Below are 15145 nucleotides of genomic sequence, written 5' to 3' on the forward strand. Positions count from 1 at the left end.
TTACTTCAGCTCATCCAGAAGAGAACTTCCAATTGTTCCCTCCGGCATCTTAACTTCAAAATTATCTGCGATCGTTGCACCGATTACTGCAAAAGTATTCTGATCTTCCAGTTTTCCGTATCCCTCCATAGATGGGGAATAAGCAAAAAATGGTACTTTTTCTCTTGTGTGATCAGTTCCTGTATGCGTCGGATCATTTCCGTGGTCAGCTGTAATGATCAGAAGGTCATCCTCACGAAGCTCATCAAGAAGTTCACCAAGTTTTACATCAAATCTTTCAAGTTCCTCTGCATATCCCTTTACATTGCGTCGATGTCCCCAAAGAGCATCGAAATCTACAAGATTTACAAAACAAAGCCCCTCAAACTCTCTTTTCGCAATGTCAATTGTCTGCTCCATTCCATGAACAGAGCTTTTTGACTTATTAGACTCTGTCAGTCCCTCGCCGTCAAAAATATCAAAAATCTTTCCAACGGAGATCACATCATAACCTGCATCCTTCAATGCATTAAGCGCAGTTTTTCCGTAAGGCTTCAGTGCATAATCATGGCGGTTGCTGGTACGTTTGAACTCACCTTTTTTCTTGCCAAGGTAAGGTCTTGCAATAACACGTCCGACTTTCCACTCATCCCTCATGGTGATATCACGGGCGATCTCACAGCAGCGATACAGTTCATCCAGTCCGAAAGTCTCCTCGTTTCCGCAGATCTGCAATACAGAATCAGCAGATGTGTAAACGATCATATGACCGGTAGCGATTTCTTCCTCAGCCAGTTCATCCAGGATCTCTGTTCCGCTGGAGCTCTTGTTTCCAATTACTTTATGTCCCGTTCTCTTCTCAAGCTCATCGATCAGCTCTTTTGGAAATCCGGTCTCTGTAAAAGTCTTAAACGGTTTTGTGATGTGAAGCCCCATCATTTCCCAGTGTCCTGTCATAGTATCTTTTCCGGTACTGGCTTCTTTTAAAAATGTATAATAACCCATTGGTCGCTCCACTGCTGCAACCTGTTTCAACGGATGAAGATTTGCAATTCCAAGCTTCTGAAGGTTTGGAATCGTAAATTCATCTACATTCTGGGAAATATGTCCCATAGTATCTGTTCCTTCATCCCCGTACTGGGCTGCGTCCGGCATTTCTCCTGCCCCAAAGGAGTCTATTACAATAGTAAATATTCTCTTATATTTCTTCATAATTTTTGTCTCCTTTCTGATGTCTTACTTATGGATCTTACATATTTACAACAACTTTTGTTACTAATTCCTTGAAGGATTTCGCTACGCGGTCTGCTGTTTCCTGCACTTCTTTATGGTTAAGCTCTTTTTGGGAAATTCCTGCTGCCATATTTGTGATGCAGGAAATTCCACAGATTTCCATTCCCATGTGCCGGGCAGCCATAGCTTCGCATGCGGTGCTCATTCCAACTGCATCTCCACCCCATCTCTGTGCAAGTCTTACTTCTGCAGGAGTCTCATAATTTGGTCCTGTAAACTGTACATAAACACCTTCCTGAAGTTTGATGTCACATTCTTTTGCACATTTGCGGATCACATCCTGAAGACGGCGGCTGTATACCTCACTCATATCCGGAAATCTGGTTCCCAGCTCATCTATGTTCGGTCCTATCAGAGGGCTTGGAACTCCCGTTGTAATGTGATCTGTGATCATCATGAAATCTCCCGGTTTATAGGAAGGATTAGCTCCTCCTGCTGCATTAGTGAGAAGGATTTTTTCGCACCGAGCATTCCCATAAGACGCGTTGGAAGAACAACATCTGACATTGCGTATCCTTCATAATAATGAACACGTCCCTGCATGATTACAACCGGTGTTTTCTCCACATACCCAAACACAAAACGTCCCTTATGTCCTTTTACAGTAGAAACCGGAAATCCCTCGATGTCCGTATAGTCGATGGTCTGTTCAATCTGAATTCCATCCGCAAAATCTCCAAGTCCGGATCCAAGGATCAGTGCAACTTCTGGTTTGAAATCAATTTTCTTTCTTACGCTTTCCAGGCATGTCATTAATTTTTTATACATGATTACTTCTTCCTTTCTTTTGGGTGTTGTCATTATATTTATGCTTTTTTCATAAAGGCAATTCCTCTGCAATGGTCTTTCCAATGCCCTGCGCGCCTCCCGTCACAATCACTACCTTATTGTTAAACTCCATATAAAATCCTCCCCAAAAATCCGCTTTCTATTTCTGTTGCCACAACATTGTGTATTCTTTTTCACCAGTAGCATCATCGAATCCTTCGCATTGAATATCGAACCCTTCTCTTTGATAAAAAGAGAGGGCTCTGGCATTCTTCTAGTATACGTTTAATCGCAATCTAACTTTTTTATTCTTGATATAGTCTAATAAAAGCTTACCTATACCACATGACTGCATTTCATCAGAAACAAAAATACCTTCCATGTATTCGTTACTTAATCCGACAAAACCTTGAATCATTTTATCATCTTCATACACATAGACTTCCGCTTGTGACATCATTTCTTTCACTGATTCATAATTACTTGTCCAATATTGCTCAGGAATAAAATAATGTGCTTTTAAATTAGTCTTTAACCATATGTCAGCGACTCTATCAATATCTATGTTCTGCATCTTTCTGATCATAACAAATATTCTCCACCAACTTTGATTTCTCTGTAACAACCAATCAGCTATATCGTGAATCTCAACCAGAACCACAACCAAAATCTAATATCCTTGAACCTACCGGAAGCATTTTAGCGAACCGCTCCTGTACAACCGTAAAATCTACCAACCGAGTCCCCTGGACAAACATATCCGCATTTTGATTATAATATTCTATCGTTTTGTCCAGGAAGTTTCTCCTCGATCTTATCTTATTTCATGTACCTTCGGATTTTATCTATCAATGTGACATCTGCCGGTAACCAGGCAACACTATCTAACTGATCCCTTGTAAGCCATTTTGCCGCTTCTGCTTCCTTTAATTCAATTCATTGATCACATTCGCATCCATTAATGTAGATCTCCCTCTCGTTTCGTGGTGAGCAAAACAAAATACTCTGCTTTATTATACCTTATGGGAGAGGGTTTGTCATTGAAATCTCCAGGAAGCAAGCGTGGCAAAGGCAGCCGAAAGTAACGATAGCAACAAAAAACAGTTCCGGACATACTGAGGTTAATCAGTGTATCTGAACCTGTCTTTTCTATGGTCTTTCCAATGAATAGCTGGGCTGGCTTTCCCTTGGAATGGATTATTTAATTGTAAAAAATTCCCGTGAAATGATTTATAAAATAGGTAATTTTACAAAGTCTATTACTTGTTGTTAATTCATAATTTATGTATAATAAAATTAATATAAGAAATACATGCTCAGCATGCGGCCTGGAACATAAATAATCCGCAAGTTTAGCGATATACGAGGAGGAAATTCTCATGGGTAAACAATCCACCAGGGAAAACAAAACAATTTACCAGCTTTGCCGCGAAGCGGCAGGACTTACAAGAGCAGAAGCCAGTGAAAAAATGGATGCTGTCTCTGATTCAAAAATTGAAAAATTTGAATATGAAACACAAGAACCTACGCCTTATGATATCCTCCAGATGGCAGATGCCTATAAAAGACCAGATCTTTGCAATTATTATTGCTCTCACAAATGCGAAATCGGCTATCGTTATGTTCCAGAAATAGAAATGACCGATCTGTCAAATATCATTTTGGAGACAATTGCCAGTTTAAATGAAATCAATCCTCTTACCGGTCGTCTGATCCAGATTGCCCGTGACGGTAAGATCAGTGATGATGAAATGAAAGATTTTGCTTATATCAGTAAAAAACTTGATGAAATTTCTTTAGCCATAGACTCCTTGAATCTTTGGGTAGATAAAACAGCTGGAGAACAAGGGCTCAATCTTGAACTCTTAAATGCCGAAAAAGAAAAATTAAAATAATCCATAACACCACGAAAGGATTACGACTATAGAATAACACCAACCGCAGTCAGTGTCTTTAAAGTTGAATTAATCTATAGAAACTGCTATCATATTTTTATCAGAATTTTCCAAGTAAAGGAGGACATGAGTGGATCATGAACGTAATGCCAATTTCCGAAATCATCGAAAAAGTAACCATGATTTGCAAAAAAATAACGTAAAACGCCTTGATTTATTCGGTTCCTTCGCCACAGGCACTGCAACCCCCACCAGTGATATTGATTTTGTAGTATACGGCTGTGATAATCTAATGCAGTTAGAAGATGATCTTCTGCAGATTGAAACGCTAAGGAAAATTGATATTTTTGACTTTGACAATATAAAAAATGAGTATTTATTGGAGGATATAAAAAAATATGGAAAACAAATTTATTAACCGCTATAACACTTTCTGTAAAAGTCTCTCCAATCTTGCAAAAAGCAAAACAGCCGACCCCAAGACCGATTTTGTTCTCGAGGGAACTGTTCTCAATTTCAGTCTTACTTTCGACATCTCCTGGAAAGTTATGAAAGATATCCTGATCAAAAAAATGGGAATTCTTAATTTTGCAGTTGGCTCTCCACGCGAAACTCTGCAACAGGCATTTACCAATGGTATTATTGATGATGACACCTGGCTGCAAATGCTGAAATCCAGAAATCATTTGTCTCATGATTACGATGGTACTTTCGCCGCAGAGAAATTTCAGGACATTATAAATATTTATTATCCTCTTTTTGAAAAATTCAAAAACGATGTTGCGAAATACTATAAACAGTAAATCAACACCAGTGAAACATTTTTCACATTTACCACTCTTCACATTTAATATCACTTATCTGTTCGACTGGAATGACCGTTTGATCCGTCATGATTATAGCATGCTCGTATTCGTCTACCTTTTTTACAACACCAGAACACACAACATAGGAGCCGCCTGCTTTTTTTGCATCGGGAATAAAATAAGTTATCGATATTTTCTGTTCTATACCGATATTATTTCTGATTATATTGATTTTTTCATTCAGCTGAGCAATCGCTTCCTCGCTCAGTTCCAATCTTTCATCGGTTAATCTTGCCGTTTCCTTTATCGCAGCATCATGTCCGGTCAGGGCTGCAAAAGGAGCAAATTGCGCTGCCCGATCCCGAAGAGGCATTTGCGGATGATTCTTAGAGACCGGATGCGGTAAATTAATGATATCGTCATAAGAATTATTTTTCATCCTCTTTCAACTCCTTTACGCCTTATGACCGCCAATCTGTTCATTTCTGTCCCTGGCAGTTGCACCTTCCTGAAGATTCATCCCCTTCAGTACAGCGTTTTTTCCAAATTTCTTTTTGATACTAAGCATTGCTTCCTGCATACGTTTTTCGCGATCCAGCGCAGCCTCTTCCTCTTCCTGCTTTTTCCTTTGCGCCTCATAATCCGTAAAAAGATCCAGCTGCTCATATACTTCTTCTTTCTTGACAGAACTTTCATCCACAAGCCTGTTCGCTGTGATATTGATTCTTCTGACAAGCAGGTTTCTGTCAACGATCCTGTCATATAACTCTATTACTGCATCCGTTATCATCTTGGTTGAGGAAGTCTGCCGTTTCAGATTGGTCGTTCCATGTGCATGTTTCGGAATTCTTCTTCCATAACGGTCGATCGTAACCTCTCCATGATACTGCTTTCTCCTGTCGGCATTGTTCAGATTCTCAATATCATAACCAACCGTCAACACGATCTGATCCGTTACAAGCTTCTTATCCACCAAATCCAAAACCATCTGGTCTGTCATCTCTTTAACGACTAATTTTGCTTTTTCAAAATCATAAGGGCAATGAAGTACCTGCCCGGAACAAACACTGTTCGTTTCCGGCTTATAAGCCTTGACCATTTCCATGGTACAGGGCTCATATCCCCAGGCATGGTCGATCAGCAGCTCCGCATTAACACCAAACAACCTATATAACAAGTCTTCATTATATAACTCATTTTCTTTTCCGATGGAACATCTGGCAATATCTCCCATTGTATAAAGCCCGTATTCTTCCAGCTTCTTTGCATATCCTTTTCCTACTCTCCAAAAATCAGTAAGTGGTCTGTGACCCCAGAGTTTCCTTCGGTATGACATTTCATCCAGTTCTGCAATTCGTACACCATCTTTATCTGCTTTAATGTGCTTTGCCACGATATCCATCGCAATCTTACACAGATACATATTCGTTCCGATTCCAGCAGTTGCCGTTATACCTGTCGTTTTCAGCACATCCTGTATCATGGTCATTGCAAGTTCTCTTGCTGTCATATTATAAGTATGCAGATAATCCGTTACATCCATAAATACTTCGTCGATCGAATACGGGAAAATATCTTCCGGCGCAATATATTTCAGATAAATACTGTAAATTCTGGTGCTGTATTCCAGATAGAGAGCCATCCGGGGAGGAGCAACAATATAATCAATCTCCAGTTCCGGATTGGTATCTAATTCTGTGCTGTCATCAGAGGCTCCGATAAAAATTCTGTTCGGCACTTTCCACCTGCGGGCGCTGTTGGCTTCTTTTACTTTTTGAACAACCTCAAATAAACGAGCCCTTCCTGGTATCCCATAACACTTTAATGCTGGCGATACCGCAAGACAGATTGTCTTTTCTGTTCTGCTTTTATCTGCAACCACAAGATTGGTCGTCAAAGGATCCCGATTTCGTTCTTTACATTCCACAGACGCATAGAATGACTTAAGATCGATTGCAATATAGGTTCTTTCCTTTTCCATCATTCTACATCTCCCGATTCTTCTGTGTTCTGTTTCTAATTCTTATTTATCCTGCCCGGAAAACTTTCTCATCATAACAATCCACTCAAGGATTTCCTGCCTGAATTTTTCAACATCATTCGTCCGTTTGCGCACACCAGCTGCTGCAGCATGTCCACCTCCGCCAAACGTCTGCAGAAGTTCGTTTACATTGATCCATTTTCCATCAGACCGGAAGGAACAACGCCAGCGATTTTCTTCTTCCTCATACATGGTAAAACATCCTGTTTCTTACTTCCACGCCTTCCAGATATCCGGCTGATATCCAAGAGTGGATTGTTTTCCATTACGAACCACCGGTGTCTTAATCACCTGCGGATTTTCCAGCACCTTCTTAAGTTTATCTTCCTCTGCAATGTACTTAATGAGCGCAAGCAGATCCTTATCCTTGCCCTCCCAGTTTATCATATTTTCCAGTCCACCATTTGCCTGGGCAACCGAATTGAATTCGCCCTTGCTCATGCCCTTTTCTTTCATATCAATAAACTGAAACTTGATCCCACGTTCCTTAAAGAAACGTTCTGCTTTCTTTGTATCATTGCACTTCTTTGTTCCAAAAATCTGTACGTTCAAATCAATTCTCCTTATCCATTGCCATATGTATCATTTTCTCAAAGGATTCTCTAAAATGCTCATCATCCTCCGATGTTCGTTTTCGTGGTCCTTTTAAATGATTCTTTCCGGATGCCCTTCGTGCTTTCTTATTCAGATGCCGTTCCATAAGCATCTGGTCAATATTTTCATTGGTATACCATTTCCCGGATTGATGAATCGCATACGCATTTTTTCCTAATGCCATTGCAGCCACACCGTAGTCCTGTGATACAACAATATCGCCTTTATGGCAAATGCTGATCAGTTTATAATCCACGGCATCTGCTCCGGCTCCAACTACGATCACTTCACTGTAATCAGAAGATAACACATGATTGGTATCACACAACAACGTTACAGGAACACTGTGCTCTTTTGCAACTTTTTCAACAATACCAATTACCGGACAGGCATCTGCATCAACAAAAATCTGCATATCTTCTCCTTTAATTACACATAAATGGCGTACGAACCTCGATGAGATTACCACTCGGATCATACAGCCTTACAAGCTTCTGCCCACCTGCAAGTTCTGTCAGTTCAGTGGCATATCGGACGAAATACTTACCAGATTCATATTTTGCAAGCAATCCATCTATATCAAAATCCTCGAAATACAATTCCATCATGTTATTGAATGGCGTAGAAGTTTCATTCAATGTTTTCCCCCATACGTCGGCATCCTGCAAAACAAGTCCCTCCGATAAGATCACATTACCTTCATTCTTAAGAATCACTTGCAGTCCAAATAAGTCTTTATAAAACTCTATGGATTTTTCTATATCATCCACCACGATCAGTACGTTTTTCAGCATATCCGTCACCTCACAATCCGCTTTGAGTCAAGCGAATATTCGCAATCCGCATGCGGTTAAATAATCTTTCCAGACAAATGATCAATTTCATGCTGGCAAATCTGTGCTGTCCATCCTGACAATTTCTGGCGCTGTTTTTTCCATTTGAAGTCATAATACTCTACTTCTATTTCCTGGTATCTGGTCGTCTTACGAACACCATCCAGCGACAGACAGCCTTCTTCTGTCTCATACATGTCACGTTTTGAAACAATCACCGGATTGAACATCACAACATTTATGAATCCCATATTCACAATGATGATATTCTTCTTTACACCAATCATGTTCGCCGCCATACCAACACAACGTTCTCTGTTCGCCTGCAGCGTATCCTGCAGATCCTTTCCAACCTGGATGTCAGCTTTCGTGGCCGGTTCAGATGGCTGGCCTAAGAAGAAAACATCTCTTACTATTTGTTTTACCATTTACTTTCTCCTGTACTCTAATTCTTATCTATCTTGACCAGAAATCTTTCTCGTCATAACAATTCGCTCAAATATTTCCTGTTCCTCTTTCATTGTTCCAATATTTTATTATCTAACACCACTTTACAACTTTTTCATAAAAAAATATCGTACAGGACTTTCTGATGTATAATGAATTTGACCCAAAACATTACAAAGGAAAGTGACCTTGTACGACAAAAACATTATACAACGAAAAAACACTGATTGGTAGACTTCATCAATATTTTTTGATTTATTTTGAAACTTTTTCTGTTCCGACAGCAGATACCTTATTTCTGCTGATATTATCCATACTGACCTTGTGTTATAACCTTTCATCTGCCAGTCCTCCTTGGATTTTTCTTCTTTTTTGATGTTATCATCTTACAATAAATGGCTGTGCGAAAATCCCGACAACCAACTGGTTCTATGGCGGAGATAATTGGGCTCTATGGCAGATTAAACGCTGATTAAAGGCCTTTAATTGCCAACTAAACTACAAAGAATTCCAAAATCATGTTGCAGATTTGGAGGCTTCCATTCATGCCACCGATAATAAGATTCAGCAAACGAGACTGGCAATTCAAAATCAACAAGTAATTCAGAAACACTGTGAAGTCTATCGGGCCTGTCGTGACATCATACGTTCTCAGAATTTGGTATTCACAAACTTCCGTCGGCTGAAAAACTGCAGCGACAACAGATGAAACTGGAAGAAGAACTGTCCTCAGCAAAAAAAGAAAAGCAGGATCTCCAGAAGCAACAGAATACCCTGCATATAATTGAAAAAAATTTTGATGCTATGATCCGCAAAGCTGGTATCAAGGTTCCGGAGAAAGCGCCTTCACCAAGAATCTTGAGCTCTTAAATGCCGAAAAAGAAAAATTAAAATAAGCCATAACGCGACGAAAAGCAATGAACCATTTCTGACTCATTGCCTTTTCCTTTACATACGCTGTAATTGATTGACGATACTTTCTGTTCTTCGAATAGCTTCTTCTACCTGTCTTTTTGCATTATTGATTCGATCCTGGACCACCCAGTCCACAACAAATCCATCAAAAAATAATCCGCAAAAGAAAGAAAATCTCCAGTATCGATATTCAAGTTACATACCATATTTACATCATTTAATTCTCTACTGAAATTACGAAGATCATACTTTGCCTGTTCCATATTCCGTTTGGCCTGATCAATTCTAGAATGTTTTAGCATCGTAGTGAAAAAACCACCGCCAAACATATCTACCAGTCCCCAGTTCTTTGCACTGTTTAAATTTTCTTTTGCTGCCTGAAGACTGTTCAAAGCTCTACGTCCAGCTTCAATTGCTTCTCTTTTTTCTTTTTCAATATCATATACCATTCGTTTTCTCCTCCTGATCGATTATGAATGTGACGTCACCAATGCTATAATGCCACCGACAATCAACAATGGAAAAGCAATGTACATCAGTCCACCTACAACCATACCAATCAATATCACCGGGAAGAAAATAACTGTGCAAAGTAATTTCATAATTCCCCAGGATGCTCTTAACCCAAAAACAAAAAATTTTCCAACAAACCAAATCATACAAATTGCAAATAATAACGATAACATTTTTTACTCCTTCTGAAACTCATTCTGATATGTGTCTTTCATTTTTTCTGTTCTTTTTCTGCTAAATATTCAGATGTGTTCTTTATGCCAAGCTTATTACTGAATGCCGGATTTTTCTCCATCTTTTCTATTATCCGGATTAATCGAATTCTCTGTGCCGCTTCCATCTGATCACCCCATTTATATTCTGTTTTTTGTTGATATTGTCACTATAACAAATTTATTTTTCATAATACACATCCACCATGAGGAATTGCATCTTTATATTTCTCGAATTTTGAGAATTCTGTCTTTATATTTCTCTGCACGAATTGTTTCCTATCTATGCTGCCTCTTTTATAATAAGCATATCCGAGCAACATCATAAATTATTATTAAAAGGGAGATTATGCTATGCGAATTGAAAACTTGCAAAATGAAAACAGAAAATATGCGAAAAGTATCGAAAACTTCCATGTGCTTGAATATGTGCAGGATGCCAGCGTTTCGCCTATGAATGCAATGAATGAGTATTTCATGAGTAAAATGAATGTCAGAAGAAGACAGGTTGTTATTGATATTGATAAAGACCATTCAGCTGTTATCCAGGCTGGTGCCATGCAATAGATGGGTGGTAATGTACAAGCCACATCTGGTGTAAAAGGTATCGGAGATTTCCTTGGAAAGGCACTCAAGGGTGCGGTTACAAAAGAAACCGCAGTTAAACCGGAATATGTTGGTGAAGGCTGTCTGGTATTAGAACCGACATACAAATATATTATCCTTGCAGACATTGGCAAATGGGGACCAGCCGGAATGACAATTGAAGATGGCATGTTCCTGGCTTGTGATGCAAATGTAAAAAGTAAAGTTGTAGCCAGAAAGAACCTTTCATCAGCAGTATTAGGTAGCGAAGGTCTGTTTAATCTGAGTTTGCAGGGAAATGGTGTAGCTGCACTGGAGTCTAATGTTCCCGAAGATGAATTGATTGAAGTCATATTGGAAAATGATGAACTGAAAATTGATGGAAACCTTGCTGTATGCTGGTCATCAAATCTTGAGTTTACCGTAGAAAGATCTACAAAAACACTTGTCGGATCTGCAGTTAGCGGAGAGGGTCTGGTAAATGTTTATCGTGGAACAGGACGGGTACTGATGTGTCCGGTCGCACCGACAACTTCCTTGTTTGAGTCCACTAACACCATGGCAGCTAAAGCTGCTGCTAAATCCAGCAATACATTTGGAAAATAAGTGTAAAATACATTCTCTTGTAACCAACAAACGCCGATATAGGATTATAAAAATCCTGCATCGGCGTTATTAATCGTGATCATTTTATTTTCTTTATTCAGATGAACTGCTTATCATCAATGCAAATTTTTAATTCTTTTCAATTCCATCTGGCATATGATCTTTCTCAGTTATTTTTCGAATGACCCGGCATGGATTTCCAACTGCCAAACTATACGGCGGAATATCTTTTGTTACAACACTCCCTGCACCAATTACACACCCTTCTCCTATGGTGACACCACCGCAAACAACCACATTGGATGCCAGCCAGCAATTATCCTTTATAGTTATTGGCTTCGCATATTCAAGATTATAAAAACTTCCATCTTCTCTTTTCCTAATATTGCGTTCTTCAGGTAATAATGGATGCATAGGAGTTGCCAATGTAACATTTGGACCAATCATCACATTATCGCCTATATGTATTTCACATACATCTAAACATGTAAAGTTAAAATTAGCAGAGCTGAATCTTCCAAAGAACGTATTACATCCGTAATCAAAATAAACAGGCGCCTGTAAATAGGGGAGTTCCTCTGTTGCTGGCAATAATTCCCTCAATATCTGTGCTTGTTCTTCTTGATCATCTTCATCTGTCGAATTGTATTTTCTTGCTAATTTACGTGCATTCACGCGTAATTGCTCCAATTCTTTATCCGTTGGATCGTACAACTCTCCACTTAGCATTTTTTCTCTTTCAGTCATTTCCGATAACCTCCAAATTCAAAGTTATAAATATCAGTTTCCCCACTCTCTCATGGTCTGCAATATTTTATCTAATGCTTTTGCACTTTCCGTCATCAAATACGGACATAGCCATAACCATATTATCTACTGTTAGATCACCGGAAAAAATATCCATCGCAGAAGGTATCTATTTAAAATTAATTTCAACAATTTCTTCATAGTTCTCTTCTGCAAATCTTTCAACTATATATGTTTTTCCTGTTTGTCTGGCTCCCTGAATTACAAGACATTTTTTGTTTTTTGAATCTACCCATTTTTTATGTAATGCGTCACTTTTCTTTTTAACATAAAACATCTCCTGTTACCAAATAATATTTTTATCAAGAACAACTTTGTAACATTTTTAATTACTATATTTCTTTTATCATCAACATTTTAGAATATTATATCATTGATCAATATATATTAAATGACTTTTTCCATTTCATACAATCTCTTCTGAAGCTCCGGTTCAAAGAAATTCTACATTCCTTCATTAAAGCTTATGAAAGGCTTCTCCATATCTTCAGTTGTGAAAATCAGAGCATTTTCGTTACTTTTCTTAACCGCACAGTCTGTGAAATTTTTAAATTCCTTATCAGTGACCGGCTGCTGCATATGCTTAACATCAAACAATACTTCTGTGTCAACCAGACTGTTTCCTGTTCAGGGTTTATTTGAACTCCAATATTAATATTACCATCCGTGAATAATATTATTTCATTTTTCATCAATAAGACCTTACACATTCTACCCTATCACACTCGCACCAAATGGCATGAAAGAGAGTCTTGCCATCTTGAAGAACTGCTTTCCAAATGGAATTCCAACTATCGTAATGCACCAAATACAACCCACTATCAGGTTTCCAAGTGCCATTTCCCATCCAAAAAATATAATCCATATAAGATTTACCAGAAATGAAAACATGCCATTTCCATACACGATTTCTTTTCCAAACGGCCAAAATGCCAAGGTTGCAAATTTAAAGCATTGCAGACCTACCGGAATTCCAATAATTGTAATACACCATATGCAACCTGCAAAAACCCAGGCCAAACCGCCCAGTAATCCTCCAAATATAAACCAAAGGATATTACCTATAGTTCTCATGACAACATCTCCTCCTCATCCAATGTCTAATATTCTTTTGCAATTTCCTCTGTTATCTCATATATCTCTTTGAATTTTTCTAAGTCCTCTGGAGATCTGATCAGCATGATTTCTTCGATTTTTCCAGTCCGTATGTCTTTGAATCCTGCTACTTCTTCTCCGGTACAAATGCTTGCACGAATAACTGGTTTCATATGTTCTCGGTCATATGTTTTTTTCACGATTTTCTTTTTGAATAATCCCATGCTACCTCCCCATCTCCGAATATCTTCGACAACAAGATCAACTATTTAATTTCTGGAACATTTTTCTGCATCGATTGCCAGTACAAACATCAACGCATCCAACGTATTTCCTGGATCCTGTACATCAATGACATAAGTATCTGACATATGAAACAGTTCTTTATTGACCCGTGCAATTAAATAACCACTTTGATCAAGAATGCTATAATCCCATTCCATAATTGTTCCATCAATATGCCATCCATTGTAATCAATATTATAATGTGGCGTCAGGAATGAAAATTCTTTGCTCAGGCATCCGATATAACTGCCGTTTTTATAAATCCCTAGTTATCAAGTTAATCCACATTGAGAAAATGGTACATCAGTACGGCTACTTCCTGTGGTGTTTTGTTGATTGGCTCTGTAATCCACTGTCTTAGGATATAATAAATACCACCTGCATGATAAAAAGTACCAAGTCTCATCGTATCATCATCAACATCAGTAAAATATCCTTTATTTATCAGATTCGGATACTGCTCATTAAATCTCTCATTTAAAAACAATACAAAATCATCATCTGTCCTGTACCGAAAAAGAATTTTTAATATATCAGAATGCTCGTAAAAGTAGCAGCATGCAAGTTCCAGCCATTTCCTCGTGTCACCCTTAGATGCAGCTTTTTCCGCAAATGCTGAAACTTCCTGAAATATTTCATACTTAATATCATTTAATATATCGCGAGGCTCTTCATAATGACGATAAAAGGTCGCTCTATTGATACCGGACTCTATACACAACTGAGTTACTGATATTTTATTTAGATGCATGAACCGGCATGATCCTTTGTACCACATATCAACAGGGAAGGACATTTGATTTCATATGGCAGATCCTTTTCCATTGCCTCTGCCAGAATACGAAATCCATGCCCGGCAATTTGGGCATAACGATGCTGATCACCATCATAGACCAGCATCATTTCCTTCATCAGATTTCTGCCATACTCAGAAGTTGCAACTCCCTCAGTTCCGGATTTCAAAAGCAACTTCCATGGGTAATATGCATATACTGGTTCCATTCTTTTCAGAAGCCAGATCTCCACTGCTGTCACATAGTTTCTCTGGAGCGGTGCTGAATCAATGGAAATAAAACCTGCCAGCCGGTCAGGATACAATTGTGCATAAGCCTGGCCTACATATCCTCCCATTGATTGACCGATTATAATTGGTTTTATGATTTCTTCTTTTTCAAGAATCCCATTCAGCCATTTTGCCTTATCAAACAGATCAAAGTCAAAGCGGAACGGCCAGGAAGAGGCATGAGCCGGTGCATCCCATACAATAATATTATATTTTCCATCGAAGTACTCAACCTGTTTATCAAATAATCTATGGTCAGCAGTCAGCCCTGGTAAAAATACAAGCGTCGTTGTATCCAAACTTAGATTATTTGACCAATAGTGAATTGTTCCGCAAGGAGTTTGATATGTACTTTCCTTCAACAAATCCACCTCCGCAATTTTCATTTTTCTCAGTTACACAAATTGA

At 38.6% G+C, this 15145-nt stretch carries 24 protein-coding genes and 1 pseudogene; 6 read left to right on the plus strand and 19 right to left on the minus strand.

The window, feature by feature from the left end; all coding sequences use genetic code 11:
• The 3 genes and pseudogenes from CK1_RS11805 to CK1_RS11815 all read right to left on the minus strand — a co-directional run bounded on the left by CK1_RS11805 (position 1) and on the right by CK1_RS11815 (position 2626).
• Complete coding sequence (locus CK1_RS11805) at positions 1 to 1191, minus strand: phosphopentomutase (protein ID WP_015526454.1); 1191 nt, start codon at positions 1189 to 1191, stop codon at positions 1 to 3.
• A 37-nt stretch (positions 1192 to 1228) separates the two neighbouring features.
• A pseudogene (locus CK1_RS11810) lies at positions 1229 to 2073 on the minus strand (purine-nucleoside phosphorylase).
• Between the two features lie 241 nt (positions 2074 to 2314).
• The gene (locus CK1_RS11815) at positions 2315 to 2626 is read right to left on the minus strand and encodes a GNAT family N-acetyltransferase (protein WP_502685102.1); all 312 of its coding nucleotides are present in this window, start codon (positions 2624 to 2626) and stop codon (positions 2315 to 2317) included.
• A 793-nt stretch (positions 2627 to 3419) separates the two neighbouring features.
• On the opposite strand from CK1_RS11815, the gene CK1_RS11825 reads away from it, so the two are divergent.
• The 3 genes from CK1_RS11825 to CK1_RS11835 all read left to right on the plus strand — a co-directional run bounded on the left by CK1_RS11825 (position 3420) and on the right by CK1_RS11835 (position 4738).
• The gene (locus CK1_RS11825; RefSeq protein WP_015526458.1) at positions 3420 to 3935 is read left to right on the plus strand and encodes a helix-turn-helix domain-containing protein; all 516 of its coding nucleotides are present in this window, start codon (positions 3420 to 3422) and stop codon (positions 3933 to 3935) included.
• A 130-nt stretch (positions 3936 to 4065) separates the two neighbouring features.
• Positions 4066 to 4353 (plus strand): nucleotidyltransferase family protein, encoded by a 288-nt coding sequence (locus tag CK1_RS11830; RefSeq protein WP_306288899.1) that lies wholly within the window; start codon positions 4066 to 4068, stop codon positions 4351 to 4353.
• Positions 4334 to 4738, plus strand: a complete 405-nt coding sequence (locus tag CK1_RS11835) for an HI0074 family nucleotidyltransferase substrate-binding subunit (RefSeq protein WP_015526459.1) — start codon at positions 4334 to 4336, stop codon at positions 4736 to 4738. The genes CK1_RS11830 and CK1_RS11835 overlap by 20 nt, the downstream gene beginning before the upstream one ends.
• Positions 4739 to 4766: 28 nt before the next feature.
• Here CK1_RS11835 and CK1_RS11840 read toward each other — a convergent pair whose 3' ends face one another.
• From CK1_RS11840 to CK1_RS11870, 7 genes are read right to left on the minus strand one after another with little or no spacing between them, the layout of a single operon-like run.
• Positions 4767 to 5180, minus strand: a complete 414-nt coding sequence (locus tag CK1_RS11840; protein ID WP_015526460.1) for a hypothetical protein — start codon at positions 5178 to 5180, stop codon at positions 4767 to 4769.
• A 15-nt stretch (positions 5181 to 5195) separates the two neighbouring features.
• Positions 5196 to 6722, minus strand: a complete 1527-nt coding sequence (locus CK1_RS11845) for a Y-family DNA polymerase (RefSeq protein WP_015526461.1) — start codon at positions 6720 to 6722, stop codon at positions 5196 to 5198.
• 42 nt (positions 6723 to 6764) lie between these two features.
• Positions 6765 to 6974, minus strand: coding sequence for a DHHA1 domain-containing protein (locus tag CK1_RS11850; RefSeq protein ID WP_015526462.1), 210 nt, complete (start codon positions 6972 to 6974; stop codon positions 6765 to 6767).
• 18 nt (positions 6975 to 6992) lie between these two features.
• Entirely contained in the window at positions 6993 to 7334 is a 342-nt protein-coding gene (locus tag CK1_RS11855) for an arsenate reductase family protein (RefSeq protein ID WP_021650098.1), read from the minus strand.
• A gap of 1 nt (position 7335) precedes the next feature.
• The gene (locus CK1_RS11860) at positions 7336 to 7791 is read right to left on the minus strand and encodes a YaiI/YqxD family protein (RefSeq protein WP_015526463.1); all 456 of its coding nucleotides are present in this window, start codon (positions 7789 to 7791) and stop codon (positions 7336 to 7338) included.
• A 10-nt stretch (positions 7792 to 7801) separates the two neighbouring features.
• On the minus strand, positions 7802 to 8170 hold the full coding sequence (locus tag CK1_RS11865; RefSeq protein ID WP_015526464.1) for a VOC family protein: 369 nt from the start codon (positions 8168 to 8170) through the stop codon (positions 7802 to 7804).
• A 56-nt stretch (positions 8171 to 8226) separates the two neighbouring features.
• Complete coding sequence (locus CK1_RS11870; protein ID WP_015526465.1) at positions 8227 to 8637, minus strand: peptide deformylase; 411 nt, start codon at positions 8635 to 8637, stop codon at positions 8227 to 8229.
• Between the two features lie 724 nt (positions 8638 to 9361).
• Here CK1_RS11870 and CK1_RS11875 point away from each other — a divergent pair.
• Positions 9362 to 9526, plus strand: coding sequence for a hypothetical protein (locus CK1_RS11875; protein ID WP_015526467.1), 165 nt, complete (start codon positions 9362 to 9364; stop codon positions 9524 to 9526).
• A 131-nt stretch (positions 9527 to 9657) separates the two neighbouring features.
• Here CK1_RS11875 and CK1_RS11880 read toward each other — a convergent pair whose 3' ends face one another.
• Together CK1_RS11880 and CK1_RS11885 are read right to left on the minus strand one after the other, a co-directional pair.
• Positions 9658 to 10020, minus strand: coding sequence for a hypothetical protein (locus tag CK1_RS11880; protein ID WP_015526468.1), 363 nt, complete (start codon positions 10018 to 10020; stop codon positions 9658 to 9660).
• A gap of 275 nt (positions 10021 to 10295) precedes the next feature.
• A complete protein-coding gene (locus CK1_RS11885; protein ID WP_015526470.1) occupies positions 10296 to 10424 on the minus strand; it encodes a hypothetical protein in 129 nt (42 codons plus the stop codon).
• A gap of 226 nt (positions 10425 to 10650) precedes the next feature.
• Here CK1_RS11885 and CK1_RS18360 point away from each other — a divergent pair, with 226 nt between their 5' ends.
• A complete protein-coding gene (locus tag CK1_RS18360) occupies positions 10651 to 10863 on the plus strand; it encodes a hypothetical protein (RefSeq protein ID WP_015526471.1) in 213 nt (70 codons plus the stop codon).
• Positions 10864 to 11487, plus strand: a complete 624-nt coding sequence (locus CK1_RS11890; RefSeq protein WP_015526472.1) for an AIM24 family protein — start codon at positions 10864 to 10866, stop codon at positions 11485 to 11487. It begins immediately after the preceding gene.
• A 129-nt stretch (positions 11488 to 11616) separates the two neighbouring features.
• On the opposite strand, the gene CK1_RS11895 is transcribed toward CK1_RS11890, so the two are convergent.
• The 7 genes from CK1_RS11895 to CK1_RS11925 all read right to left on the minus strand — a co-directional run bounded on the left by CK1_RS11895 (position 11617) and on the right by CK1_RS11925 (position 15099).
• Positions 11617 to 12234, minus strand: coding sequence for a sugar O-acetyltransferase (locus CK1_RS11895; RefSeq protein WP_015526473.1), 618 nt, complete (start codon positions 12232 to 12234; stop codon positions 11617 to 11619).
• 169 nt (positions 12235 to 12403) lie between these two features.
• The gene (locus CK1_RS11900) at positions 12404 to 12571 is read right to left on the minus strand and encodes an AAA family ATPase (RefSeq protein ID WP_015526474.1); all 168 of its coding nucleotides are present in this window, start codon (positions 12569 to 12571) and stop codon (positions 12404 to 12406) included.
• 434 nt (positions 12572 to 13005) lie between these two features.
• Positions 13006 to 13368 carry a YccF domain-containing protein gene (locus CK1_RS11905; protein WP_015526476.1) on the minus strand — a complete coding sequence of 121 codons (363 nt, stop codon included), beginning with the start codon at positions 13366 to 13368 and terminating at the stop codon, positions 13006 to 13008.
• Positions 13369 to 13394: 26 nt separating this feature from the next.
• Complete coding sequence (locus tag CK1_RS11910) at positions 13395 to 13613, minus strand: hypothetical protein (RefSeq protein WP_015526477.1); 219 nt, start codon at positions 13611 to 13613, stop codon at positions 13395 to 13397.
• Between the two features lie 45 nt (positions 13614 to 13658).
• Entirely contained in the window at positions 13659 to 13832 is a 174-nt protein-coding gene (locus CK1_RS11915) for an LURP-one-related/scramblase family protein (RefSeq protein ID WP_015526478.1), read from the minus strand.
• A 119-nt stretch (positions 13833 to 13951) separates the two neighbouring features.
• Complete coding sequence (locus CK1_RS11920; protein WP_015526479.1) at positions 13952 to 14425, minus strand: TetR/AcrR family transcriptional regulator; 474 nt, start codon at positions 14423 to 14425, stop codon at positions 13952 to 13954.
• Entirely contained in the window at positions 14416 to 15099 is a 684-nt protein-coding gene (locus tag CK1_RS11925; protein WP_353611167.1) for an alpha/beta hydrolase, read from the minus strand. Before CK1_RS11925 ends, CK1_RS11920 begins: the two co-directional genes overlap by 10 nt.
• Between the last annotated feature and the right edge of the window lie 46 nt (positions 15100 to 15145).

The sequence above is a fragment of the Ruminococcus sp. SR1/5 genome (assembly GCF_000209835.1).
Classification (GTDB): domain Bacteria; phylum Bacillota; class Clostridia; order Lachnospirales; family Lachnospiraceae; genus Blautia_A; species Blautia_A fusiformis.